General features: G+C 67.1%; 19 protein-coding genes and 2 tRNA genes. 14 read left to right on the top strand and 7 right to left on the bottom strand.

What is annotated here, in order from left to right; translation table 11 throughout:
• Positions 1-157: 157 nt before the first annotated feature.
• Together HPA01S_RS15090 and HPA01S_RS15085 are read left to right on the top strand one after the other, a co-directional pair.
• Positions 158-1510, top strand: coding sequence for a DNA recombination protein RmuC (locus tag HPA01S_RS15090; RefSeq protein WP_441666251.1), 1353 nt, complete (start codon positions 158-160; stop codon positions 1508-1510).
• Positions 1507-2694 carry an MFS transporter gene (locus tag HPA01S_RS15085; RefSeq protein ID WP_084360713.1) on the top strand — a complete coding sequence of 396 codons (1188 nt, stop codon included), beginning with the start codon at positions 1507-1509 and terminating at the stop codon, positions 2692-2694. The genes HPA01S_RS15090 and HPA01S_RS15085 overlap by 4 nt, the downstream gene beginning before the upstream one ends.
• A gap of 12 nt (positions 2695-2706) precedes the next feature.
• Here HPA01S_RS15085 and HPA01S_RS15080 read toward each other — a convergent pair whose 3' ends face one another.
• Positions 2707-3390, bottom strand: coding sequence for a TetR family transcriptional regulator (locus tag HPA01S_RS15080; RefSeq protein WP_157085044.1), 684 nt, complete (start codon positions 3388-3390; stop codon positions 2707-2709).
• Between the two features lie 186 nt (positions 3391-3576).
• Here HPA01S_RS15080 and HPA01S_RS15075 point away from each other — a divergent pair, with 186 nt between their 5' ends.
• From HPA01S_RS15075 to HPA01S_RS15065, 3 genes are all read left to right on the top strand, one after another.
• Positions 3577-4893 (top strand): efflux RND transporter periplasmic adaptor subunit, encoded by a 1317-nt coding sequence (locus HPA01S_RS15075; RefSeq protein ID WP_084360712.1) that lies wholly within the window; start codon positions 3577-3579, stop codon positions 4891-4893.
• Positions 4894-4905: 12 nt separating this feature from the next.
• Complete coding sequence (locus HPA01S_RS15070; protein WP_066271561.1) at positions 4906-8076, top strand: efflux RND transporter permease subunit; 3171 nt, start codon at positions 4906-4908, stop codon at positions 8074-8076.
• 142 nt (positions 8077-8218) lie between these two features.
• Complete coding sequence (locus tag HPA01S_RS15065) at positions 8219-9685, top strand: efflux transporter outer membrane subunit (protein ID WP_084360711.1); 1467 nt, start codon at positions 8219-8221, stop codon at positions 9683-9685.
• Positions 9686-9757: 72 nt separating this feature from the next.
• Here HPA01S_RS15065 and HPA01S_RS15060 read toward each other — a convergent pair whose 3' ends face one another.
• The 4 genes from HPA01S_RS15060 to earP all read right to left on the bottom strand — a co-directional run bounded on the left by HPA01S_RS15060 (position 9758) and on the right by earP (position 13456).
• Positions 9758-10627, bottom strand: coding sequence for an LOG family protein (locus tag HPA01S_RS15060; RefSeq protein WP_066271560.1), 870 nt, complete (start codon positions 10625-10627; stop codon positions 9758-9760).
• 46 nt (positions 10628-10673) lie between these two features.
• A complete protein-coding gene (locus HPA01S_RS15055; protein WP_157085043.1) occupies positions 10674-11552 on the bottom strand; it encodes an AEC family transporter in 879 nt (292 codons plus the stop codon).
• Between the two features lie 86 nt (positions 11553-11638).
• The gene (gene efp, locus HPA01S_RS15050) at positions 11639-12193 is read right to left on the bottom strand and encodes an elongation factor P (protein WP_066271559.1); all 555 of its coding nucleotides are present in this window, start codon (positions 12191-12193) and stop codon (positions 11639-11641) included.
• 153 nt (positions 12194-12346) lie between these two features.
• A complete protein-coding gene (earP, locus tag HPA01S_RS15045) occupies positions 12347-13456 on the bottom strand; it encodes an elongation factor P maturation arginine rhamnosyltransferase EarP (RefSeq protein WP_066271556.1) in 1110 nt (369 codons plus the stop codon).
• A 58-nt stretch (positions 13457-13514) separates the two neighbouring features.
• Here earP and uvrC point away from each other — a divergent pair, with 58 nt between their 5' ends.
• Genes uvrC through HPA01S_RS15030 form a run of 3 tightly spaced genes read left to right on the top strand, consistent with a single transcriptional unit; the run spans position 13515 to position 17151 of the window.
• A complete protein-coding gene (gene uvrC, locus HPA01S_RS15040; protein ID WP_066271554.1) occupies positions 13515-15611 on the top strand; it encodes an excinuclease ABC subunit UvrC in 2097 nt (698 codons plus the stop codon).
• Positions 15612-15661: 50 nt separating this feature from the next.
• Positions 15662-16231 (top strand): CDP-diacylglycerol--glycerol-3-phosphate 3-phosphatidyltransferase, encoded by a 570-nt coding sequence (gene pgsA / locus HPA01S_RS15035; protein WP_066271552.1) that lies wholly within the window; start codon positions 15662-15664, stop codon positions 16229-16231.
• 17 nt (positions 16232-16248) lie between these two features.
• Complete coding sequence (locus tag HPA01S_RS15030; protein WP_066271551.1) at positions 16249-17151, top strand: DMT family transporter; 903 nt, start codon at positions 16249-16251, stop codon at positions 17149-17151.
• Here the strand turns inward: HPA01S_RS15030 and HPA01S_RS15025 are convergent.
• Positions 17099-18079 carry a LysR family transcriptional regulator gene (locus HPA01S_RS15025; protein WP_066271549.1) on the bottom strand — a complete coding sequence of 327 codons (981 nt, stop codon included), beginning with the start codon at positions 18077-18079 and terminating at the stop codon, positions 17099-17101. The two genes, HPA01S_RS15030 and HPA01S_RS15025, sit on opposite strands and share 53 nt — an antisense overlap.
• Positions 18080-18144: 65 nt before the next feature.
• Here HPA01S_RS15025 and HPA01S_RS15020 point away from each other — a divergent pair, with 65 nt between their 5' ends.
• The 6 genes from HPA01S_RS15020 to HPA01S_RS14995 all read left to right on the top strand — a co-directional run bounded on the left by HPA01S_RS15020 (position 18145) and on the right by HPA01S_RS14995 (position 22911).
• Entirely contained in the window at positions 18145-19044 is a 900-nt protein-coding gene (locus HPA01S_RS15020; RefSeq protein WP_066271586.1) for an alpha/beta fold hydrolase, read from the top strand.
• On the top strand, positions 19041-20135 hold the full coding sequence (locus tag HPA01S_RS15015; RefSeq protein ID WP_066271548.1) for a tartrate dehydrogenase: 1095 nt from the start codon (positions 19041-19043) through the stop codon (positions 20133-20135). The genes HPA01S_RS15020 and HPA01S_RS15015 overlap by 4 nt, the downstream gene beginning before the upstream one ends.
• A 288-nt stretch (positions 20136-20423) precedes the next feature.
• Positions 20424-20696 carry an HU family DNA-binding protein gene (locus tag HPA01S_RS15010; RefSeq protein ID WP_066158910.1) on the top strand — a complete coding sequence of 91 codons (273 nt, stop codon included), beginning with the start codon at positions 20424-20426 and terminating at the stop codon, positions 20694-20696.
• A 23-nt stretch (positions 20697-20719) separates the two neighbouring features.
• A tRNA-Val gene (locus tag HPA01S_RS15005) sits at positions 20720-20795 on the top strand.
• 86 nt (positions 20796-20881) lie between these two features.
• A complete protein-coding gene (locus HPA01S_RS15000; RefSeq protein WP_066271547.1) occupies positions 20882-22801 on the top strand; it encodes a SurA N-terminal domain-containing protein in 1920 nt (639 codons plus the stop codon).
• A 34-nt stretch (positions 22802-22835) separates the two neighbouring features.
• A tRNA-His gene (locus tag HPA01S_RS14995) sits at positions 22836-22911 on the top strand.
• 17 nt (positions 22912-22928) lie between these two features.
• On the opposite strand, the gene HPA01S_RS22760 is transcribed toward HPA01S_RS14995, so the two are convergent.
• The gene (locus HPA01S_RS22760) at positions 22929-23126 is read right to left on the bottom strand and encodes a site-specific integrase (RefSeq protein WP_370670994.1); all 198 of its coding nucleotides are present in this window, start codon (positions 23124-23126) and stop codon (positions 22929-22931) included.
• Positions 23127-23549: the final 423 nt, after the last annotated feature.

Here is a 23549-nt window from a genome sequence, read left to right as displayed (position 1 = left end):
CTGGCTTTCCTGGCTCCTGCTGATCGGGGTCGCGCTCAACCTGGCGCTCGGCCTCTGGCTGCTGCTGCGCGGTACGCCCGTGGACGCGCAGGCACAGACCCAACGCGAGCGCCTGCTGGAACAACTGCAGCAGCAAGGCCAGCAGGCCGGCCAGCGCATGGAGCGTGTGGAGAGCGAACTGCGGCGCGAGATCAGCGAGCAGTCGCGCGGCGGCCGGCAGGAAATCCAGCAGACCCTGGCAACCTTCCAGGAAACGCTGTCGCGCCAGGAGGCCGAGGCCACCCGCACGCAGAACGCGCAGCTCGACGGCTTTGCGCAGCAGCTGCTGCAACTGCGCGGCACGCTGGGCGACACGCTGACGCAGCAGCTGCAGGCCATCAGCCTGGGCATGAGCCAGCAGGCGGCCGAGTCCACCCGCACGCAGAACGCGCAGATCGACGCCTTCGCCCAGCAGTTGGTGCAGCTGCGTGGCACGCTGAGCGAAACCCTCGTGCGGCAACTGCAGGACATGGGCGAGGGCAATGCGCGCCGCCTGGCTGAAATCCGCACCACGCTGGACGCCCAACTCGCCCAGCTGCAGCAGAGCAACGCCGCCAAGCTCGACGAGATGCGCGCCACGGTGGACGAAAAACTGCAGAGCACGCTGCAGGCGCGCCTGGGCGAAAGCTTCAAACAGGTGGCCGACCGGCTCGAACAGGTGCACAAGGGCCTGGGCGAGATGCAGACCCTGGCACAAGGTGTGGGCGACCTGAAGCACCTGCTGACCAACGTCAAGACCCGCGGCATGTTCGGCGAAGCGCAGCTCGGCGCGCTGCTGGAGCAGGTGTTCGCGCCCGACCAGTACGCCACCCAGGTGAGCACGCGGCCCGGCAGCCGCAACGCGGTGGACTTTGCGATCAAGCTGCCCGGCCGCGGCGAAGACGGCGCGCCGTGCTGGCTGCCGATCGACGCCAAGTTTCCGAACGAAGACTACGAGCGCTTGCTCGATGCGCAGCAACGTGCCGACGTCGAAGGCGCCGAGCTGGCCGCGCGCGGGCTGGAGCAGCGCATCCGGCTGGAGGCGCGGTCCATGGCCGAGAAGTACCTGGAGCCGCCGCACACCACCGACTTCGCCATCCTGTTCCTGCCCACCGAAGGCCTGTATGCAGAGGTGCTGCGCCGCCCCGGCCTGATGGAGGTGCTGCAGCGCGAGCACCGCGTCACGCTGGCCGGCCCGACCACGCTCATGGCCATGCTCAACTCGCTGCAGATGGGCTTTCGCACGCTGGCGCTGGAGAAACGTTCCAGCGAAGTCTGGCAGGTGCTGGGCGCGGTCAAGACCGAGTTCGGCAAGTTCGGTGACGTGCTGGCGCGTGTGAAGACCCAGACGCAGACCGTGCTCAACACGCTCGACAGCGCCGAGACGCGCAGCCGCGCCATGGGCCGCGCGCTGCGCGCGGTGGAGGCGCTGCCGCAGGAGAAGGCCAGCGCGCTGCTGCCGCTGGACCCGACCGACACAGGGGACGCTTGAACCCTTCGCTACGGTCCGATCTCACGCGCCTGATCGGGGCGCAGGTCTGCCTGCATGCCTGCATGACCGGCTTTCGCATGGCTGCGCCGCTGATGGCGCTGCGCGAGGGCTACAGCCCGGCCGCGGTCGGCATGTTGCTGGCGCTGTTTGCGCTGGCCACGGTGTTCATGGCCTTGCCGGCCGGGCGCTATGCGGACCGCCGGGGCTTGAAGAAACCGGTGGCGCTGGCGGTCGGCGTCTCGTCGGTGGGGGCCGCGCTGGCGGTGCTGTTCCCGGTGTTTGCGGTCTTGTGCCTGACCGCACTGGCCACCGGTGCCGGCACCGGCATGGCCATGATCGCGCTGCAGCGCCACGTCGGCCGGCTTGCGCACGGGCCGACCGAGCTCAAGCAAGTGTTCAGCTGGATGGCCATCGGGCCGTCGATCTCCAACTTCCTCGGGCCTTTCCTGGCCGGCCTGATGATCGACGGCCTGGGTTTTCGCGCCGCGTTCCTGCTGCTGGCGCTGCTGCCCTCGTTGAGCTGGTGGTGGGTGCGCCGCACGGAGGAGCACGAGCCGGTGGCGCCCGAGCTGCGCCAGTCCAGCGGATCGCCCTGGAACCTGCTGCTCGACAAGGGCTTTCGCCGGCTGATGATGGTCAACTGGATGCTCTCGTCCTGCTGGGACGTGCACACCTTCCTGGTACCGGTGCTGGGCCACGAGCGCGGCCTGAGCGCCACCGTGATCGGCACCATCCTCGGCGCCTTCGCGCTGGCCGCCACCGCCATCCGCCTGCTGATGCCGCTGCTGGCGGCGCACCTGCGCGAGTCGGTGGTGATCGGCAGCGCCATGCTGGCCACGGCGGTCCTGTTTGCGGCCTATCCGTTCGTGCATGCGGCGCTGGCCATGGGTCTGCTGTCGGTGCTGCTGGGTTTCGTGCTGGGTTCGGTGCAGCCCATGGTGATGAGCTCGCTGCACCAGATGACGCCGCACCACCGCCACGGCGAAGCGCTCGGCCTGCGCGCGATGGCCATCAACGGCTCCAGTGTGTTGATGCCCATGCTGTTCGGCAGCGTGGGCACACTGGTTGGTGTGGGCGCGGTGTTCTGGCTGGTGGGGGCCGTGGTGGGCCTGGGCTCGCCGATGGGCTGGGCCTTGCGGCCCACGCAGCCGCCGGAAGCGCCGCCACCACAGCGGGTTGGCTGAAGCCGCGGCGGCTCAGGCCGGGTGGGGCAGGGCGGGCATGCTGTCGGCCGGCTGCGGCGCCAGCACCAGCAGTTGCGGGAAGCCCAATCCGAGCAGGAAGGTGTCCAGTGTGTGCAGGCCGCTCTTCACCAGGTCGAAGGCCTCCGGGTTGAGCAGCCAGTTCTGGATCAGGCCGTCCATGATCACGTGCACGCCGAGCGCGGCGGTGGCCACGGGCATGGCCAGCTGCACACCTTCGCGCTGCACCGCGCGCTGCAGCATTTCCTTCGTCATGGCCATGCATTCGTTGCGCACCCGCAGGTGGCGCTCGCGCACCGCCTGCATCTCGCTCACATACTCCACCTTGTGCGTGGCCACCTCGAACACACGGCGCGTCTGCTCGTCGGTGGCGGTCTGTGTGAGCGCGGCCGCCATGGCATCGCGCATGGACAGCAGCGGGTTGGCGGTGCTGTCGGTACAGCGCGCGGAACAGGCCAGCGTGCCTTCCAGCGGCATGGTCACGCGCTCCATCATGGCGTTGAACAGGTCGGCCTTGTCCTTGAAGTGCCAGTAGATGGCGCCGCGCGTGGTGCCGGCGGTGACGGCGATGTCGTTGAGCGAAGTACGTGAGACGCCGCGCGACTGAAACAGTTGCTCGGCGGCATCCAGCAGGCTGTTGCGTGTCGCCAGCGCATCGGCTTTGGTGCGTCGAACCATGGTGTTTGTCTCCAGAATGAAAGCCCTTGGGTGGCACGAGGACTATACATACATTCATGCACGTATGTATACTGCGACGCTTTCCGCCACCGTACAGTGCCAGGGTATTCCCTGCATCGCGCCCCTCTTGCGCTTCTTGCATTTCTTGCCTCTTTTGCTCCCCTCTATTCAATCCCAAGGACTCCCATGCCCGCCTTGACCTCAATCAAGTCTGTGCCCGCTGCGCGCACCCGGTTTGCCCCCACGCTCCCAGCCCCCTTGTGGCAGGGTCTTTCCGTTCTGGCGCTCGCCGCACTGCTGACCGCCTGCGGCAAGTCCGACGCTCCCGCTGCAGCCGCCGCACCCGGTGGTGGCATGCCGGCGCCCGAGGTGGGTGTGGTCACCGTCGCCCCGGGTGACGTGGGCCTGACGACCGAACTGCCGGGCCGCCTGGAGGCCTCGCGCGTGGCCGAAGTCCGCGCCCGTGCCGCCGGCATCCTGCAGCAGCGCCTGTTCCGCGAAGGCAGCGATGTGAAGGCCGGCCAGGCGCTGTTCCGCATCGACCCCGCACCGTATGCGGCGCAGCTGCAAAGCGCGCAGGCCAACCTGGCGCGCTCGCAGGCCAACCTGACGCAGGCCGCCGCGCTGGCCGAGCGCTACGCGCCGCTGGTGAAGGAAAACGCGATCAGCCAGCAGGAATACGCCTCCGCGGTGGCGGCGCAGAAACAGGCCGAGGCCGATGTGGCCGCCGGCAAGGCCGCGGTGCAGTCCGCCAACATCAGCCTGGGTTATGCGAGCGTGAACGCGCCGATCTCGGGCCGCATCGGCCGTGCGCTGGTGACCGAGGGTGCGCTGGTCGGGCAGGGCGATGCCACCGGCCTGGCGGTGATCCAGCAGATCAACCCCATGTATGTGAACTTCACGCAGTCGGCCACCGACGTGTTCAAGCTGCGCAAGGCGATGGACAGCGGCCAGTTCAAGAGCGCGGGCGCTCAGGCCGCGGCGGTGCAGGTGGTGCTGGAAGACGGCAGTGTCTACGAACTGCCGGGCCGCCTGCTGTTCTCCGACCTCACGGTGGACACCACCACCGGCCAGGTGATGTTGCGCGCCGAAGTGCCCAACCCCAAGGGCACGCTGCTGCCCGGTCTGTACGTGCGTGTGCGCCTGGAACAGGCCAAGGCCACCAACGCCATCACCCTGCCACAGCAGTCGGTGACGCGTTCGGCGCAGGGTGACACCGTGTCGGTGGTGGATGCCGAGGGCAAGATCTCGCCGCGCCAGGTGAAGGTGGGCGGCCAGCAGAACGGCCAGTGGGTCATTCTCGATGGCCTGAAGACCGGCGAGCAGGTGATGGTCGACGGCTTCCAGAAGCTGCAGATGATGCCGCCCGGCACGCCGGTGAAGGCCGTGCCATGGCAGGCCTCTGGCGCCGCCGCGGCACCGGCTGCTGCGGCCGCCGAACCGGCCGCCTCGGCCCCCGCCGAAGCGCCTGCTGCCGCCCCGGCCGCCGACGCCTCCAAGTAAGGAGCGCCCGACATGGCGAAATTCTTTATCGACCGGCCCATCTTCGCGTGGGTGATCGCGCTCTTCATCATGGTCATCGGCGGCGTGGCGATCACGCAGCTGCCGATTGCCCAGTACCCACCGGTGGCCCCGCCGGCCATCATCATCAACACCGCCTACCCGGGCGCATCCGCCGCCACGCTGGAAGACAGCGTGTTGTCGGTCATCGAGCGCGAGATGAACGGCGCGCCCGGCCTGATCTACATGGAGTCGGTGGCGCAGGCCGACGGCTCCGGCAGCATCACGCTGAGCTTCGAGACCGGCACCAACCCCGAGCTGGCCCAGGTGGATGTGCAGAACCGCCTGTCCCGCGCCACGCCGCGCCTGCCGGCGGCGGTGACGCAGCAGGGTGTGCGGGTGGACAAGTCGAACAGCAACTTCCTGCTGTTCACCATGCTGTCCAGCGACGACCCCGCGCTCGACCCGGTGGCGCTGGGCGACTACGCCTCGCGCAGCGTGGTGCCCGAGCTGCAACGCCTGCACGGTGTCGGCCAGGCCCAGCTGTTCGGTTCCGAACGTGCCATGCGCATCTGGATCGACCCGGCCAAGCTGCTCGGCTTCAATCTGAGCTCGGCCGACGTCACCAGCGCCATCCAGGCGCAGAACGCCCAGGTCTCGGCCGGTGAAATCGGTGCCCTGCCCAACATCGCGGGCCAGAGCATCGCCGCCACCGTGGTGGTGAACGGTCAGCTCAGCACGGTTGAAGAGTTCGGCAACATCGTGCTGCGCGCCAGCACCGACGGCGCCACCGTGCGCCTGAAAGATGTAGCCCGCATCGAGCTCGGCGGCCAGGCCTACGCCACCTCGGCGCGCCTGAGCGGCAAGCCTGCGGTCGGGGTCGGCGTTCAGCTGTCACCCGGCGGCAATGCCCTGGCGACGGCCGAGGCGGTGCGCGCCAAGATGCACGAGCTGGAGAACTTCTTCCCGACCGGCATGAAGTGGTCCATCCCTTACGACAGCTCGCGCTTCGTGAAGATCTCCATCCAGCAGGTGGCGGTCACCCTGGGTGAGGCCATGCTGCTGGTGTTCCTGGTGATGTTCCTGTTCCTGCAGAACATCCGCTACACGATCATCCCGACCATCGTGGTGCCGATCGCCCTGCTGGGCACGCTGGGCGTGCTGCTGGCGATGGGCTTCTCGATCAACGTGCTGACCATGTTCGGCATGGTGCTGGTGATCGGTATCGTGGTGGACGACGCCATCGTGGTGGTGGAGAACGTCGAGCGCATCATGAGCGAGGAGGGCTTGCCACCACTGGAGGCGACCCGCAAGGCGATGACGCAGATCTCGGGCGCCATCATCGGCGTGACGGTGGTGCTGATCTCGGTGTTCGTGCCGCTGGCCTTCTTCGCCGGTTCGGTGGGCAACATCTACCGCCAGTTCTCGGCGGTGATGGCGGTGTCCATCGGCTTCTCGGCCTTCATGGCGCTGTCGCTCACGCCAGCGCTCTGCGCCACGCTGCTCAAGCCTGTGCAGGCTGGCCACCATCACGAGAAGAAGGGCTTCTTCGGCTGGTTCAACCGCGGCTTCTCGCGCACCGCCAAGCGTTACGAAAGCGGCGTAGCCGCCCTGTTGCCACGCGCCGGCCGCACGCTGATCCTCTACGCCATCATCGTGGCCGTGGTGGCGGTGGTCTACACGCGCCTGCCGACCTCGTTCCTGCCCAACGAAGACCAGGGCACGATCCTGGTGAACGTGCAGCTGCCACCGGGCGCGACGCAGGAGCGCACGCTTGAGGTGATGAAACAGGTCGAAGGCTTCATCCTCGAACAACCCGAGGTGGAAAGCATGGTCGGCGTGCTGGGCTTCAGCTTCTCCGGTCAGGGTCAGAACGCCGCCTTGGCTTTCGTGACCTTGAAGGACTGGGCCGAACGCACCGGCGCCAACAACTCCGCCGCAGCCCTGGTAGGCCGCACCTTCGGTGCACTCTCCGGTGTGCGCGACGCCTTCATCTACCCGCTCAGCCCGCCGCCGATTCCCGAGCTGGGCGCCTCGGCCGGCTTCGATTTCCGTCTGCAGGACCGCGCCGGCCTGGGCCGTGAAGCGCTGCTGAACGCGCGCAACCAGTTGCTGGGCATGGCCTCGAAGAGCAAGGTGGTGACACAGGTGCGCCCGGACGGCCTGGAAGACGCGCCGCAGCTGCAGATCGAGATCGACCGCGACCGCGCCAACGCATTGGGTGTGGGCTTCCAGTCCATCAACGCCGCCATCGGCACCGCGCTGGGTTCGGCCTATGTGAACGACTTCCCGAACGCCGGCCGCCTGCAACGGGTGGTGGTGCAGGCCGAAGCCGCGGCCCGCATGCAGCCCGAAGACCTGCTGCGCCTGAACGTCGTCAACGCCAAGGGGCAGGCGGTGCCGCTGTCGGCATTTGCCAGCACCCAGTGGATCACCGGCCCGATGCAGACCGTGCGCTACAACGGTTACCCGTCCATGCGCATCAGCGGCAGCGCCGCGCCGGGCTCCAGCACGGGTGCCGCCATTGCCGAGATGGAAAAACTCGCCGCGCAACTGCCGCAAGGCATCGGCTACGAGTGGACCGGCCAGACGCGGGAAGAAAAGCTCGCCGGCTCGCAGGCCATGGTGCTGTACGGCTTCGCCATCCTGGCGGTGTTCCTGTGCCTGGCCGCCCTGTACGAAAGCTGGACCATTCCGGTCGCCGTGATTCTGGTGGTGCCGCTGGGCGTGCTCGGTGTGCTGCTGGCAACGCTGTTGCGGAACTACTCGAACGACGTGTACTTCCAGGTCGGGCTGATCACCATCATCGGCCTGTCGGCGAAGAACGCGATCCTGATCATCGAGTTCGCGAAAGACCTGCAGGCCCAGGGCAAGAGCGTGATCGCGGCGGCGCTGGAAGCGGCGCACATCCGGTTCCGTCCCATCATCATGACCTCGATGGCCTTCATGCTCGGCGTGCTGCCGCTGGCGATTGCCTCGGGCGCCGGTTCGGCGAGCCAGCGTGCGATCGGCACCGGCGTGATCGGCGGCATGGTCACCGGCACCGTGCTGGCGGTGGTCTTCGTGCCCATCTTCTTCGTGGTTGTGCGCACGCTGTTCAAGGGCAGCGAGCGCCAGCACCGGCGCGACGCCGAGCAGGCGGCCGCGCACCACCAACAAAGCCCAGGAGGACAGATCGATGTCTGACTTTATGAATCCCCCCCGCGCCGCCTTCGGCGTTACCCCCCCAGGGGGGCGCAGCGAGCGGACCGGCGAAGCCGGGCCCGCCGCTGCACTGGATGTCTCGCCTCAGCGCTCCCGTGCTCTGGGCCTTGGCCTGAGCGTGTTGATGGTGGCGGTGCTGTCGGCCTGCTCGTTCATCCCGACCTACGAGCGCCCCGCCGCACCGGTGGACGCACAGTTCCCCGGCCCGCAACCTGCGCTGGCCACCGGCAGCCAGAGCGGTGCGGACCTGGCCTGGCGCGAGTTCATCGGCGACGCGCGCCTGCGCCAGCTGGTCGAGCTCTCGCTGGCCAACAACCGCGACCTGCGCGTGGCCACGCTCAACATCGAGCAGGTGCGCGCGCAGTACCAGATCAGCCGCGCCGCGCAGTTCCCCTCGCTCGGCGTGGCCGCCACCGGCAACCGCCAGCCCGATGGCAGCGGCGGCATCCGCAGCGCCTACAGCGTGGGCCTGGCGATGAGCAGCTGGGAGATCGATTTCTTCGGCCGCCTCGGTGCGCTGAAGGAGGCGGCCCTGGCCCAGTACCTGGCCAGCGACGAAGCCCGCAAGGCCGCGCAGACCAGCCTGGTGGCCGGGGTGGCCAGCACCTGGCTGAGCCTGCAGGCGAACCAGGAGCTGCTGGTGCTGACCGAGCGCACGGTGGCCACGCGCGACGATTCCTTGCGCCTGAGCAAGCTGCGTTTTGACAACGGCGCGAGCTCGGCGCTCGACCTGCGCCAGGCCGAATCGCTCACCGCCGCGGCGCAGGCCGCGCTGGCGCAGCAACGCCGCCTGGTGGCACAGGACATCAACGCACTCACGCTGCTGGTGGGCCAGGCGCCGCCGGCCGAACTGCTGCCGACCAGGCCGGCGATGCCGGAACAAAGCCTGTCGGCCAACGAGGTGGTGGTGCCCACCGCACCGCCGCCCGCGGCAGCCATCCTGCGCGACGTGCCGGCCGGCCTGCCGTCCGATCTGCTGACGCGCCGCGCCGACATCCGTCAGGCAGAGCAGCAGCTGATCGCGGCCAACGCCAACATCGGTGCCGCGCGCGCCGCGTTCTTCCCGAACATCTCGCTCACCGCCAGCGCCGGCACCGCCAGCAGCAGCCTCTCAGGCCTGTTCAAGGACGGCTCCTGGGGCTTCACGCTGGCGCCGCAGGCGCTGCTGCCGATCTTCGATGCCGGGCGCAACCGCGCCAACCTCGACGCAGCGCGGGCCGGGCGCGAGATCGCGGTCGCCCAATACGAGAAGGCAATCCAGACCGCGTTCCGCGAAGTGGCCGATGCGCTGGCCGGCAGTGCCACGCTGGGCGAGCAGCTGAGTGCGCAACAGGTGCAGGCCACGGCCGAGGCGGACCGCTTCCGCCTTGCCGACCTGCGTTACCGCAACGGCGTGTCGAGCTTCCTCGACGTGCTGGACGCGCAGCGCTCGCTGTTCTCGACCCAGCAGGCGCTGGCGCAGTCCCGTCTGGCGCTGCAGCAGAACCAGGTGGCGTTGTACAAGGCGCTGGGGGGTGGCTGGACAGTGACCGATGCCGACCTGTCGGTGCCGCCCAAGACCGGCCAGACGGCCGCACAGCCGGCGCGCTGAAGCCGACGACGCGCGCCCCTTCCAGGCAGCCGCCCCACGCCGCAATGAGCGGTGTGCGGCGGCTGTTCTGTTTCAGCCCTTCAAGTCGTAAAAGCGCACGATGTGTTCCCAGGCATCCTGCGGATCGTCCACGTACTTGAACAGGTTCAGGTCTTCCGGCGAGATCGTGCCTTCTTCCACCAGCACCTCGAGGTTGAGCAGGCGTTTCCAGTAGTCCGATCCGAACAGCAGGATGGGGACCGGCTTGGCCTTCTTGCATTGCACCAGCGTGATCACCTCGAACAGTTCGTCGAGCGTGCCGAAGCCGCCGGGGAAGGCCAGCAGGGCCTTGGCGCGCATCATGAAGTGCATCTTGCGCAGCGCGAAGTAGTGGAACTTGAAGCTCAGCTCCGGCGACACGTAGGGGTTGGCCGCCTGTTCGTGCGGGAGGGAGATGTTGAGGCCCACGGTGGGGGCGCCTTCGTCGTGCGCGCCGCGGTTGGCCGCTTCCATGATGCCGGGGCCACCGCCGGTGCAGATGAACAGCTGCTCGGCCTTGGCGCACTGGCTGCTGTAGCGGGCGACGATGCGCGCGAACGCGCGGGCCTTGTCGTAGTAGTGGGCGTTGCGCACCATGGCTTTGGCGCGTGCGATCTCGCGCGCATCACCGCTGCGCTCGGCGCGCACCAGCTGTTCCTGCGCCTCGCTGGCTTCGCGCACGCGGGCGCTGCCGTACACCACGACGGTGTTCTCGATGCCGGCCTCGTGCTGCGCCAGGTCGGGCTTGAGCATCTCGAGCTGGAAGCGGATGCCGCGCGTTTCGCGCCGCAGCAGGAATTCGGGGTCGGCAAAAGCCAGCCGGTAGGCGTCGGCCTGCAGCGGCAGGCCTTCGTTGGCGTGGTTCTGCAGTTCGGCCCAGGCGTGTGCCAGGCGGCGTTCGTTCAGGTCTTGTGTGGCTTCCATCTCGTGTATTCCCCAGGTGTGATGTGCATTCGTCGCAGGATGCCGTTCAAAGCGCGATGGCCAGTGCCAGCGGCACGAAGACCACCGCCAGCGCATTGCCCAGCATGATCATGGCACCGACTTTGTCGGGCTCCTGTTGGTAACGGTCGGCCAGCATGAACTGCATCACGGCCGGTGGCAGCGCGGCAAACAGCAGCAACTGACCACGTTCGGCGCCGTGCAGGTCCAGCGCCGCGGCCAGCGGCAGCGCGATTGCCAGGCCGATCAGCGGGCGCGCCAGCGCGCCCAGCAGGCCGATGGCCAGGCCCGAACGCGTCAGCGCCGTCAGGCGCGCGCCGAGCGCGAACAGCATCATGGGCAACATCGCGTCGCCCAGCAGCTTGAGGCCCGACAGCGCCACATCCGGCGGCCGCAGGCCGGTGAGGGCGCTGAGGAAACCGAGCGCGGTGCCGATCATCACCGGGCTCAAAAGCAGGTCGCGCGTGCGCGCCAGCCGGCTGGTGATGCGCGCGCCCACCGACACGTGCAGCAGGTTGCAGATGGCGAACAGCGCCACGGCGGCGCCGAAGTGCGCCGGGCCGAAGGCCAGCAGCGCCAGCGGCAGGCCCATGTTGCCGCTGTTGTTGAACATCACCACCGGCACCAGCGTGCGCGGCTGCGCGCCGCACAGGCGCGCCAGCGGCCACGCCAGCAGGCCGCCGACGAGGATGATGACCGCGCCGCCCAGCAGCAGCGTGAGGTGCTGGCCGATCACGAAATCGCGCGAGGCCAGCGCCGAGTACACCAGCGCCGGCGCCAGCACGTCGAGCGCGATGCGGTTGAACGTGGTCATGTCCAGCGTGCGGCGGCGCGCGTAGCCGTAGCCGATGGCCACGATCAGGAACACCGGGAGGATGACGTCGGCGATGCGGGAGATCAGGTCCATGCGGGCGGTTGAGGGGCGGTGCAAAGTGAAAAGGCTCCCGCAGGAGCCTTTTCAGTCGGTGGGGGATCGGTCAGGCCGGTCCGCGCTCAGACGCGCTTGCGGTACTCGCCGGTGCGGGTGTCGATTTCGATCTTGTCGTCCTGTGCCACGAACAGCGGCACGGCGACTTCGAAGCCGGTGGCGATCTTGGCGGGCTTGAGCACCTTGCCGGACGTGTCGCCCTTGACGGCGGGTTCGGTCCAGGTGATGACACGTTCGACGCTGGTCGGCAGTTCGACCGAGATCGCCTTGCCGTCGTAGAACACCACTTCGACGGTCATGCCGTCTTCGAGGTAGTTCAGTGCGTCGCCCATGTTTTCGGCTTCGACTTCGTACTGGTTGTAGTCGGCGTCCATGCAGACGTACATCGGGTCGGCGAAGTAGGAGTAGGTGCACTCCTTCTTGTCCAGAATGATCTGGTCCATCTTGTCGTCGGCCTTGCAGACCACCTCGGTGGCCATGTTGTTCAGCAGGGCCTTGAGCTTCAGGCGCACGGTGGCAGCACCACGGCCACCACGGCTGTATTCGGTTTTCAGGACGATCATCGGGTCCTTGCCGTGCATGATGACGTTGCCGGCGCGGAGTTCTTGAGCGATTTTCATAGGGGTTCCAACGGTTGGGCCGCAAGTTTCCGGCGTGGGCTGGACACCCCGGTCACTGAGCTGATGGCTGCGATCTGTGCGGCAAGGCAGACAGCTTGCGGGAAGCGGTGGCTGGTCACAGCGCAGGCCCGGATTTCCGCAAAGCCCCGGATTTTATCGCTTTTCCCGCACGAACCTGAGCAGCTGCGTCACCAGATCGGCTTGCCCCAGCAGACGCTGCCGCGCGGCCTGCACGCAGGCGTGCCAGTCCTGCAGCGTGGTCTCGTCGGGCCAGACCGCTGCCACCGCGCCCATGCCGTTCCACGCGTGGTGGAAGTGGCGCAGCGAAACCGGCGCCTGCAACCAGTCCAGAAAAGCGTTGAGCTTGGCGTGGTGGGCATCGTCGTGCTGCGGGTAGATGTGCCACACCAGCGGCTGGCCGGCCCAGAGGGCACGCACCAGCGAGTCCTCGCCGCGCACGAAATTCAGCTCGCAGGCCTGGAGCAGGTGGTCGAAGTCTTGTTGCTGCAGCCAGGGCAGGGCGTGCACCCGGCAGGCCGGCCCGGGCGGGCCGTCGGCCTGCTGCGCGGCCTGCACCGCCTGCCAGGCGCGCCCGGGCGTCACCAGCCAGTCGCTGGCGCGGGTGCCTTGTCCGGCCTGGCGCAGCAGCGCGGGCAGGGCCGGTGGTTCGTAGCAGAACAGGCTCACCAGGCGGGCATCTGCGCGCAGGTTAAGGCCCAGGCCGGCGCGCCAGGCCGTGGCATCAAAGGCCGCCTGCTGTGGCAGCAGCCCGGCTTCGCGCAGCAGGCCGCCGGTGCGTTCGGTGAAGCCGGGGTAGAAGAACCACTTGTTGAGCAGGCCACGCACCGGCCCGCTCATGATGGGCGAGGGCAGGCGGTGCGAGCGCTCCACGTACGACTCGGCGCTGAGGTATTCGAGGTTGATCCAGACCGGAGCCGGAGCACCCACGGCCAGGCGGGTGGCGAGGTCGGCAATGCATTCGGGCGGGGGCTCGCAGCCGAAGGCCTCGATCCAGACATCGGCCGCGGGCAGGCTCGCGAGATCGACGCCGGTCAACGGCTCGGTCCAATGTTGCACCTCGATGCCCTGAGCCTCACCCACCAGCGCACCGGGCGCCATCCAGGCCAGGGCCTGCGGGTCGTCCAGCCACAGGCGCACCTGTTCGCCGCGCCGCGCGAGCTCGGCCGACAGGCGCCAGCAGACGCCCACGTCACCGAAGTTGTCGATCACCTTGCAGAAAATGTCCCAGCGCATGGCGGCCATTGTCGCGGCAAGCCGGTGGCCTGCAGCGGCTTGCGAGCCCGCGCACAATAGGCGGCCTATGTCCGACACGCATTCCGACCAACTGCTGAGCGAAGTCGCGGCCCTGCCGGGCTTGCCCGGCGTGTACCGCTACTTTGATGCCCAGGGCCAACTGCTCTACGTGGGCAAGGCGCGCAACCTGAAGAAGCGCGTGTCGAGCTATTTCCAGAAGAACCACGACGGCACGCGCATCGGCCACATGGTGAGCAAGATCGTGCGGCTGGAGACCACCGTGGTGCGCTCCGAGGCCGAGGCCTTGCTGCTGGAGAACAACCTCATCAAGACGTTGAACCCCAAGTTCAACATCCTGTTCCGCGACGACAAGAGTTACCCCTACCTCAAGATCACCGGCACGCGCGAGGTCTTCAAACCCTCGGCGCGCCTGCCCGCGCCATCGCTCGCGTTCCCGCGCATGGTCTATTACCGCGGCGTGGTCGACCGCCGCCACAGTTACTACGGGCCGTACCCCAGCGCCTGGGCGGTGAAGGAATCCATCACGCTGCTGCAGAAGGTGTTTCGCCTGCGCACCTGCGAAGACACGGTGTTCGCCAACCGCACGCGGCCCTGCCTGCTGTACCAGATCAAACGCTGCAGCGGCCCTTGTGTGGACCTGATCGACCACGAGGTGTATGCGCAGGACGTGCGCGACGCCGAGCGTTTCCTGCGCGGCGAAACCCAGGCCGTGCTCGACACGCTGGAGCAGCGCATGCTGGCGCATGCCGAGAAGCTGGAGTTCGAGCAGGCGGCCGAGATCCGCAACCAGATGAGCGCGCTCTCGCGCGTGCTGCACCAGCAGGCGATGGACACGGTGTCCGACAAGGACGTGGACGTGCTCGCGGTCAAGGTGCACGGCGGGCGTGCCTGCGTCAACCTTGCGATGATCCGCGGCGGCCGCCACCTGGGCGACCGGCCGTATTTCCCGGCCCATGTGGACGACGCGACCGCGATCGACAACGCGCTGGCGGAAGAAAGCAGCGACGGCCGCAAGCCCGCCGACCCGGCCGAGCGTGTGGCGGTGCAGGTGCTGGAGGCGTTCATCGCCCAGCACTACCTGGGCGTGGCCATGCCGCACACGCTGGTGACCAGCCATGCGGTCGGCAAGCCCTTGCTGGAGGCCTTGAGCGAACAGACGGGTGCCAAGGTGACCGCGGTGCACAACCCGCGCGAACACCGCCGCATCTGGCTGGAGATGGCGCAGAAGAACGCCGACATCGCACTGGCGCGCCTGCTGGCCGAAGAGGGCAGCCAGCAGGCGCGCACGCGCGCGCTGGCCGACGCCCTGCAGTTGCCGGACGACCAGCTTGAGGCCTTGCGCATCGAGTGTTTCGACATCTCGCACACGGCGGGCGAATCGACCCAGGCGTCCTGCGTGGTGTTCGAGGCGCACAAGATGCAGAACAGCCAGTACCGGCGCTACAAGATCGAAGGCATCACACCGGGCGATGACTACGCTGCCATGCGCCAGGTGCTGCTGCGCCGCTACGGCCGCATTGCCGAGGCCTTGCGCGAGGAGCAGGGCGCTGCCGCCGCTGCGGTGGCAAACGTGGACGTGGACCTGGAGGCGGGTGCGGAAGCAGAAGAGGCCGTGACCATCGAAGCCGAGGGCGCTGCCCTGGCCGAAGACGCCGCCATCATCGAACCCAGCGTCGAATCCGTGGCCGGCCCGCGCATGCCCGACCTGGTGCTGGTCGACGGCGGCAAAGGCCAGGTGAGCATGGCGCGCGAGGTGTTCCAGCAACTCGGGCTCGACCTCTCGCTCATCGTTGGCGTGGAGAAGGGCGAGGGTCGCAAGGTCGGCCTGGAGGAGCTGGTGTTCGCCGACGGCCGCGATAAGGTTTACCTGGGCCACGACTCCGCCGCCCTGATGCTGGTGGCGCAGATCCGCGACGAGGCGCACCGCTTCGCCATCACCGGCATGCGCGCCCAGCGCGCCAAGGTGCGCACCGGCGGCAGCAAGCTGGAAGACATCCCCGGCGTCGGCCCGCGCAAGCGCGCGCGGCTGCTGCAGCGCTTCGGCGGTGTGCGCGGTGTGGCCTCGGCCAGCGTGGAAGACCTCAGCACCGTGGAAGGCATCTCGACCGAGCTGGCCGACACGATCTACCGCGCCTTGCACTGATCCGCGCGGCAGATTCCCGCCCGGGCAGGCACCAACGCATAATCCGCTCCATGTTCTTCAACATCCCCACCCTGCTCACCTGGGCCCGCATCGTCGCCATCCCGCTGATCGTGGGCGTGTTCTATATGGAGAGCATGAGCGCCGTGCAGCAGAACCTGGTGGCCACGGTGCTGTTCATTGTGTTCGCGCTGACCGATTGGGCCGACGGTTACCTGGCGCGCAAGCTCAACCAGACCTCGGCCTTCGGTGCCTTCCTCGACCCGGTGGCCGACAAATTCCTGGTGTGCGCGAGCCTGCTTGTGCTGGTGCATCTGGAGCGTGCCGACGTGTTCGTGGCACTCATCATCATCGGCCGCGAGATCGCCATCTCGTCGCTGCGCGAGTGGATGGCCATCATCGGCGCCACCAAGAGCGTGGCGGTGCACATGATCGGCAAGGTCAAGACCACGGTGCAGATGGTGGCGATTCCCTTCCTGCTGTTCCACGGCACGCTGTTCGGCGTGATCGACACCCAGCTCTGGGGCACCTGGCTGATCTGGATCTCGGCCGTGCTGACGATCTGGTCGATGGTGTACTACCTGCAGAAGGCCATTCCCGAGATCCGCGCCAAGTCGCGCTGAACGCTGAAAGCTCCGGCATGAACGCGACAACGGCGCAAGACAATGCATGGCTGCGCGCCATGCCCTGGGTGTTCGTGTTGATCTGGAGCACGGGTTTCATCGTCGCGCGTTACGGCATGCCGCACGCGCCGCCAATGAAGTTCCTGGCCGTGCGCTATGCGCTGTCCATCCTCTGTTTCCTGCCCTGGATCGTGCTCGCCGGCGTCAAGTGGCCGAGCAACCGCACGCAGTGGTTCCACCTCGCGGTCACCGGTGTACTGATGCACGCCGGTTACCTGGGCGGCGTGTGGGCGGCGGTGAAGGCCGGCATGGGCTCGGGCCTGTCCTCGCTCATCGTCGGCCTGCAGCCGGTGCTCACCGCGATCTGGCTGTCGGGCACCGGCTCCAAAGTGTCCCGGCGCCAGTGGCTGGGCCTGTTGATGGGCTTTGCCGGCCTGGTGCTGGTGGTCTCGCGCAAGTTCGGCGCCGGCGGGCCGGGAGACCAGGCCAACTGGCTCAATCTTTCGTTCGCGGTGATGGCGCTGTTTGCGATCACCGTCGGCACGCTGTACCAGAAGCGTTTTGTCGCTGCCTGCGATGTGCGCACCGCCAACGTGGTGCAACTGCTCGCGGCCCTGCTGGTGACGTTGCCGCTCACGCTGCTGGAAGCCGAGCTGATGGACTGGAATGCCGAGCTCGTCGGCGCCATGGCCTGGTCGGTGCTGGGCCTCACGCTGGGCGGCAGCTCGCTGCTTTATCTGCTGATCCAGCGCGGCGCGGCGGCTTCGGTCACCAGCCTCATGTATCTGGTGCCACCGTGCACCGCGCTGATTGCCTGGGTGCTGTTTGCCGAGCCGATCACCGCCGTCACCCTGGCCGGCACCGCGCTCACCGCTTTCGGCGTGGCGCTGGTGGTGCGCTCGGCTTCGCCGCCGCGCTGAGGCTGCGCTTCCACGGCTCCTGGCCGAAGCGCTGCACCAGAAAGTCGATCAGCAGACGGATGCGCCGCGGTGTCTGCGCGCGGTAGGGCGCGAGCCAGTGGATGTCGGCATCGGGCATGGCGTGGCTGTTGAGCACACGCACCAGCTCACCGCTGGCCAGCTGCGGTGCAATGTCCCACAGGCTGCGCAGCATGATGCCGTGGCCCGCCAGGCACCAGTCGCGCACCTGTTCACCCGAGTTGCTCGACAGCGGCCCGCTCACCGGCACGTGTTGAACCTGCGGGTCACCGCTGCGTTGCAGGCGCCAGTGGTCAAATCGCTGACCGGGGCCACCCCCGTTCTCACGCACCACCAGGCAGGCGTGTGCGCTCAGGTCTTGCAGGCTGCGGGGTGCGCCGTGGCGTTCGATGTAGATCGGCGCGGCCACCAGCACGCGCTGGTTGGGGGCAAGGCGGCGCGACACCCATTCGGCCGCGCGTTCGCTCGGTGCGTTCCAGAGCCAGATCGCACCGTCGAAACCCTCCACCGCCAGGTCGGGCAGTTGTTCCGTCAACTGCAGCTGCACCTGGGTGCCGGGGTGGCGCGCCTGGAAGTCCGCCAGCGCCGGGCCCAGCCAGCGGCGGCCAAAACCGAAGGTGGCGGCGATGCGGATCGGCCCGGCCGGCTCGGCCTGGCGCTCGCGCAACTCGGCTTCCACCTCGTCGAAAGCGCGCAGCAGGTGCACCGCGCGTTCGCACAGCGTGTCGCCCTCGGCGGTGGCGCTCACGCGCCGGGTGGTGCGCTGGAACAGGCGCAGGCCCAGGCGCGCTTCCAGCGCGGCCAGACGTTTGGTGACGGCCGAGGGCGCCACATGCAACGCGCGTGCGGCCATCACCAGGCTGCCATGCTGGCGCACGGCGAGCACCAGTTCCAGATCGGGGCGGTCCAATTGTTTCCTTTGGAGAATGAATGGATTGCCGAATTATTGCCGCAACGCGGGCTATGCTGGCGCCCATGTTGAACGCATTCGCTTCCCATACCCTGCAGCGCGATGGCGTGCTGCTACACAGCCGCATTGGCGGCAATGGCCCACCGCTGCTGCTGTTGCACGGCCACCCGCAGACCATGGTGATGTGGCATCGCGTCGCCCCGGTGCTGGCACAGCACTTCACCCTGGTGTTGATGGATCTGCGCGGTCATGGCGATTCGGGCCGGCCGACCGCCGACGCCTCGCATCGCGCGCACAGCAAACGCGAGATGGCGCTGGACGCCATGGCCGTCATGGCGCAGCACGGCTTTCAGCGCTTCGGCGTGCTGGCGCACGACCGCGGCGCGCGCGTGGCGCACCGGCTGGCCGCCGATCACCCGCAGGCCGTGCAGCGTTTGTTGCTGCTCGACATCGCGCCGACGCTGGCGATGTACGCGCACACCGATGAAGCCTTTGCGCGCGCCTACTGGCACTGGTTCTTCCTGATCCAGCCGCCGCCCTTGCCCGAGGCCATGATCGGTGCCGACCCGGCGCGTTATGTGCTCAGCGTGATGGGCAGCCGCCATGCCGGGCTGGCGCCCTTCGATCCGGCGGCGCTGGCCGAGTACCAGCGCTGTGCCAGCATTCCAGGCAGCGCCACCTCGATCTGCGAGGACTACCGCGCCAGCGCCGGCATCGACCTTGAGCACGATCGCGACGACATCAACGCCGGCCGCGTGCTGCAACAACCACTGCGTGTGCTGTGGGGCGAACACGGCACGGTGGGGCGCTGCTTCGACGTGCTGGCGCTGTGGCGTGAGCGCGCGGCCGACGTGTCCGGCCACAGCCTGCCGTGCGGCCACTACATCGCGGAAGAGGCGCCAGATCTCCTCGTCGCAGAAGCCCTTTCGTTTTTTTCCATTCACCCCCAGGAGCCACATCCATGAGCAGCAAACACCGCATCGCCGTCATCGCCGGTGACGGCATCGGCACCGAAGTCATGCCCGAGGGCATCCGCGTGCTGGAAGCCGCCGCCACACAATTCGGCATCGACCTGCAGTTCGACCACTTCGACTTTTCCAGCTGCGACTATTTCGAGCGCCACGGCAAGATGCTGCCGGACAACTGGAAGGAGCAAATCGGCGGGCACGACGCGATCTATTTTGGTGCGGTGGGCTGGCCCGACAAGGTGCCCGACCACGTCTCGCTCTGGGGTTCGCTGCTGATGTTCCGGCGCGAGTTCGACCAGTACGTCAACATCCGGCCGGCCCGGCTCATGCCCGGCGTGACCGCGCCGGTGGTGCGGCGCGACGGCAGCCCGCGCGAGCCGGGCGAGATCGACATGGTGATCGTGCGTGAGAACACCGAGGGTGAGTACTCCAGCATCGGCGGCCGCATGTACCCGGGCACGGAGCGCGAGATCGTGGTGCAGGAAACCGTGATGTCGCGCATCGGCGTGGACCGCGTGCTGCGCCATGCCTTCGAGGTGGCGCGCTCGCGCCCCAAGAAGCACCTGACCAGTGCCACCAAGTCCAACGGCATCGCCATCACCATGCCGTATTGGGACGAGCGTGTGGTCGAGATGGCGAAGGAATATCCGGACGTGAAGGTGGACAAGTTCCACATCGACATCCTCACCGCACACTTTGTGCAGCGCCCCGACTTCTTCGACGTGGTGGTTGGCAGCAACCTGTTTGGCGACATCCTGTCCGACCTCGGACCGGCCTGCACCGGCACCATCGGCATCGCGCCCAGTGCCAACCTCAACCCCACGCGGCAGCATCCTTCGCTGTTCGAACCGGTGCACGGTTCGGCGCCGGACATCGCGGGCAAGGGCATCGCGAACCCGATCGGACAAATTTGGTGCGGTGCAATGATGCTCGACTTCCTGGGCCATCGTGGTGCGCACGACGCGATCATGGAGGCCATCGAAGCCGTGCTGCAGCCCGGCAGTGGTGCACCGCGCACCGCCGACCTGGGTGGCACGGCGGGCACGCAGGATGTGGGCCGCGCCATTGCCGCCGCGCTGAATGCCTGAGTGGCTGCGGCCTGCGGGCCGCTGCCCCGGGTGTCACAGGCCAAGGCCCGGGGCCCCATGGGTGAAAGCGTCTAGAATCTCGCCTCTTGCGCCGCCTAGGCTTGGTCCGATCCCCTCATGTATTGACAGGGGTTGTGCCCAGTGGGTCTAATCACTCAGCGCTTGCCACGCTTGCTGGCATCGTCTTGCGGTCTAGAGCGATCTTGGGTTTTTTGCCCGCGGCCCCGCGCCGTCTCCGGTAAAAACCCGTCCATACGGAACATTCATCTCAATCAAGAGGGGCTATTCGTGAATAAAACAGAACTCGTCGAGCACATCGCAAAGCACGCCGACATTTCCAAGGCAGCTGCCACGCGCGCACTGGACTCCACCATCACCGCCATCCGCACCACCCTGAAGAAAGGCGGCACCGTGTCGCTGGTGGGTTTTGGCTCGTTTGCCGTGACCAAACGCCCCGCTCGCAAGGGCCGCAACCCCCGCACCGGCGCTGAGATTAAAATCAAGGCCGCCAAGGTGCCGAAGTTCCGTCCGGGCAAGGCACTCAAGGATGCGCTGAACTGATCTGGTTCACCGGTTTCTCGGTGGGGTGCTTAGCTCAGTCGGTAGAGCGGCGCCCTTACAAGGCGTAGGTCGGCGGTTCGACCCCGTCAGCACCCACCACCATCAAAAAGGCGAACCCGGGTTCGCCTTTTTTGTTGCCGGCAACGGCAACGCCATTCGGTTTTTGAAGTAGCAGGGTTCAAGGCATGTTCGACACCATCCGCAATCACAAGAAGTACCTCATGGGCTTCCTGATGATCTTGATCATTCCCTCGTTCGTGCTGTTCGGCATCGAGGGCTACACCCGCTTCAACGAAAGCGGCGCGCCCGTGGCAAAAGTCGACGGCCAGGACATCACCAAGGCCGAATGGGACCAGGCCCACCAGCAGGAATCGCAGCGCCTGCGCGAGGCCATGCCTTCGCTCGACGCGCGCGTGCTCGACAGCGATGGCGCGCGTTACGCCACGCTCGAGCGCCTGGTGCGCCAACGGCTGCTGGCCGCTGCCGCCGGCAAGCTCAACCTCTACACCAGCGACGCACGCCTGGCGCGTGACCTGCAGCAGAACGAAGCCATCGCCGCGCTGCGCAAGCCCGACGGCTCGCTCGACGTCGAGGCGTACCGCCAACTGGTGGGCCGCCAGGGCATGACGCCCGAGATGTTCGAAGCGCGTGTGCGCGCCGACCTGTCGCAACGTCAGGTGTCGCAAGGCATCCTGGCTTCGGCCTTTGCGCCCAACGCGCTCGCCGGCGTGTCGCTCGACGCTTTCTTTGAACGCCGTGAAGTGCGCGTGGCGCGTTTCGCCGCCACCGATTTCGCGGCCCAGGTCAAACCGACCGACGCCGACATCGAAGCCTTCTACAACACCAACCAGGCACTGTTCCAGGCGCCCGAACAAGCCGAGATCGAATACCTGGTGCTCGACGCCGCTGCGTTGCAGAGCAACCAGAGCCTGAACGACGCGGACGTGCGCACCTACTACGAGCAAAACGTCTCGCGCCTGTCCGGCGTGGAAGAGCGCCGTGCGCGCCACATCCTGCTGACCGTGCCGGCCGGTGCTTCGGACGAAGACAAGGCCGCGATACGCAAGCGCGCCGAAGACCTGCTCGCGCAGGTGCGTGCCAAGCCCGACAGTTTTGCCGAGCTGGCCAAGGCCAACTCGCAAGACCCGGGCTCGGCCGTCAAGGGCGGTGACCTCGACTTCTTCAGCCGCGGCGCCATGGTCAAGCCCTTCGAAGACGCTGTGTTCTCGCTCTCCAAGGGCGCGATTTCCGATGTGGTCGAATCCGACTTCGGTTTCCACATCATCCAGCTCACCGACCTGAAGGCGCCGCCGGTGCGCAGCTTTGAATCGGTGCGGCCCGAGATCGAAGCCGAGTTGAAGAAACAACAAGCGCAGAAGCAATACGCCGAAGCCGCCGACACCTTCAGCAACCTGGTCTACGAACAGCCGGATTCGCTGCAGCCCGCAGCCGATCGCCTGAAGCTGCAGGTTCGCAAGGCCACGGTGCAACGCCAGCCGCAGGCCGGCGTCACCGGTGTGCTGGCCAGCGAACGCCTGCTGGGTGCGCTGTTCGACAGCGAGTCCATCGACAAGAAACGCAACACCGAAGCCATCGACACCGGCTCCGGCCAACTGGTCTCGGCGCGCGTCGTGACGCACAGCGCCGCTCACACCCGGCCACTGGCCGAGGTGCGCGAGCAGGTGCGTACGCGCCTGGTGGTGGAGCGCTCGGCCGAACTGGCACGCGCCGAAGGCGACAAACAACTGCAGGCCTGGAAGGCCGGCGGCAACGCCCAGGGCCTGGGCAATGCACTGGTGGTCTCGCGCGAAAACGCGCAAGACCTGGATCAGCAGGTGCTGACCGGCGCGCTGAGCGCCGATCCCAAGAGCCTGCCCGCCTGGGTGGGTGTGAACCTGGCCGACCAGGGTTACGCCGTGGTCAAGGTAGAAAAGGTGTTGCCGCACGAGCCGCGTCCGGCGCAGGCGCTGAGCCAGGAAGTGCAGCAGTACAACCAGTGGTGGGCCGGCGCCGAGAACGAGGCTTACATCGAAGCACTCAAATCGCGCTTCAAAGTGAAGATTCTGGTGCCCGAACCTGCAGCAGTTGCTGCACCGGCCCGATAAGCGGCTCGGTTCGGGCTATAATTCGCAGCTTGCGGTGGCTGTAGCTCAGTTGGTAGAGTCCAGGATTGTGATTCCTGTTGTCGTGGGTTCGAGTCCCATCAGCCACCCCACCAAATAGCGTGAAGAATCAAGGCCCTGCGGGGCCTTTTCTTTTTGCTGGGGATAGAGATGCTTCGAGGCGCTGCATCTCCAGGTCGTTTTGATGGCCATCCAGCCACTTCGAATAAGTGCGCAAAAACATATCCACCGAGTGATCTGGCTGCTGAGCACAGAAGGCCGGCGTCATGCCAGCCATGAGCATGGCCGTGGCGTAGCTGTGGCGCATGTCGTACGGCCTCCGGTATCTCACCCCTAAAGATTTGAGGATCGGCGTCCAAAACGAGCGCCTGAAGGTGCGCTCGTCCTCCCAGGCAGTTCCTACCTCGGGTCTTGGAAATCCTCACCACCTTCCCAAGAAGAACCTTGTCCCGGAATGCGCGTGCCGACTCGATGGTTTCAAACACGTATCGGCAAACGGTCTTGCCTTCGTCGTACATCCACGATGTGAACGACTTTCGCCATCTCGCTATTGCTCATGATTTGCTTTCGATCAGAAAGTGGGGACCAGACACCAGCGCCGTCTCTCTGGTTGGGGCGTTGCCGGGTCTGGTCCGTGAGTGGTCATCCGCGCAGTGGTCTTCCAGAACGGCCACTTGGTTCTGGAGTTGGGCGAAGACCCCGGACTAGATGCCTTCGGCATTGCGATTGC

It is taken from the genome of Hydrogenophaga palleronii NBRC 102513 (assembly GCF_001571225.1).
GTDB lineage: Bacteria > Pseudomonadota > Gammaproteobacteria > Burkholderiales > Burkholderiaceae_C > Hydrogenophaga > Hydrogenophaga palleronii.
The sequence above is the reverse complement of the archived record's forward strand: the minus strand, read 5'-3'. Positions and strand labels throughout refer to the sequence as shown.

Coding starts and splice junctions, on each gene's coding strand:
- HPA01S_RS15020 (WP_066271586.1), top strand. CDS start 18,145: ATGTTGAACGCATTCGCTTCCCATACCCTGCAGCGCGATGGCGTGCTG.
- HPA01S_RS15060 (WP_066271560.1), bottom strand. CDS start 10,627: ATGGAAGCCACACAAGACCTGAACGAACGCCGCCTGGCACACGCCTGG.
- HPA01S_RS15075 (WP_084360712.1), top strand. CDS start 3,577: ATGCCCGCCTTGACCTCAATCAAGTCTGTGCCCGCTGCGCGCACCCGG.
- uvrC (WP_066271554.1), top strand. CDS start 13,515: ATGTCCGACACGCATTCCGACCAACTGCTGAGCGAAGTCGCGGCCCTG.
- HPA01S_RS15000 (WP_066271547.1), top strand. CDS start 20,882: ATGTTCGACACCATCCGCAATCACAAGAAGTACCTCATGGGCTTCCTG.
- HPA01S_RS15015 (WP_066271548.1), top strand. CDS start 19,041: ATGAGCAGCAAACACCGCATCGCCGTCATCGCCGGTGACGGCATCGGC.
- HPA01S_RS15080 (WP_157085044.1), bottom strand. CDS start 3,390: ATGGTTCGACGCACCAAAGCCGATGCGCTGGCGACACGCAACAGCCTG.
- HPA01S_RS22760 (WP_370670994.1), bottom strand. CDS start 23,126: ATGCGCCACAGCTACGCCACGGCCATGCTCATGGCTGGCATGACGCCG.
- HPA01S_RS15090 (WP_441666251.1), top strand. CDS start 158: ATGGAGCGTGTGGAGAGCGAACTGCGGCGCGAGATCAGCGAGCAGTCG.
- pgsA (WP_066271552.1), top strand. CDS start 15,662: ATGTTCTTCAACATCCCCACCCTGCTCACCTGGGCCCGCATCGTCGCC.
- HPA01S_RS15065 (WP_084360711.1), top strand. CDS start 8,219: ATGGTGGCGGTGCTGTCGGCCTGCTCGTTCATCCCGACCTACGAGCGC.
- earP (WP_066271556.1), bottom strand. CDS start 13,456: ATGGCCGCCATGCGCTGGGACATTTTCTGCAAGGTGATCGACAACTTC.
- HPA01S_RS15055 (WP_157085043.1), bottom strand. CDS start 11,552: ATGGACCTGATCTCCCGCATCGCCGACGTCATCCTCCCGGTGTTCCTG.
- efp (WP_066271559.1), bottom strand. CDS start 12,193: ATGAAAATCGCTCAAGAACTCCGCGCCGGCAACGTCATCATGCACGGC.
- HPA01S_RS15030 (WP_066271551.1), top strand. CDS start 16,249: ATGAACGCGACAACGGCGCAAGACAATGCATGGCTGCGCGCCATGCCC.
- HPA01S_RS15070 (WP_066271561.1), top strand. CDS start 4,906: ATGGCGAAATTCTTTATCGACCGGCCCATCTTCGCGTGGGTGATCGCG.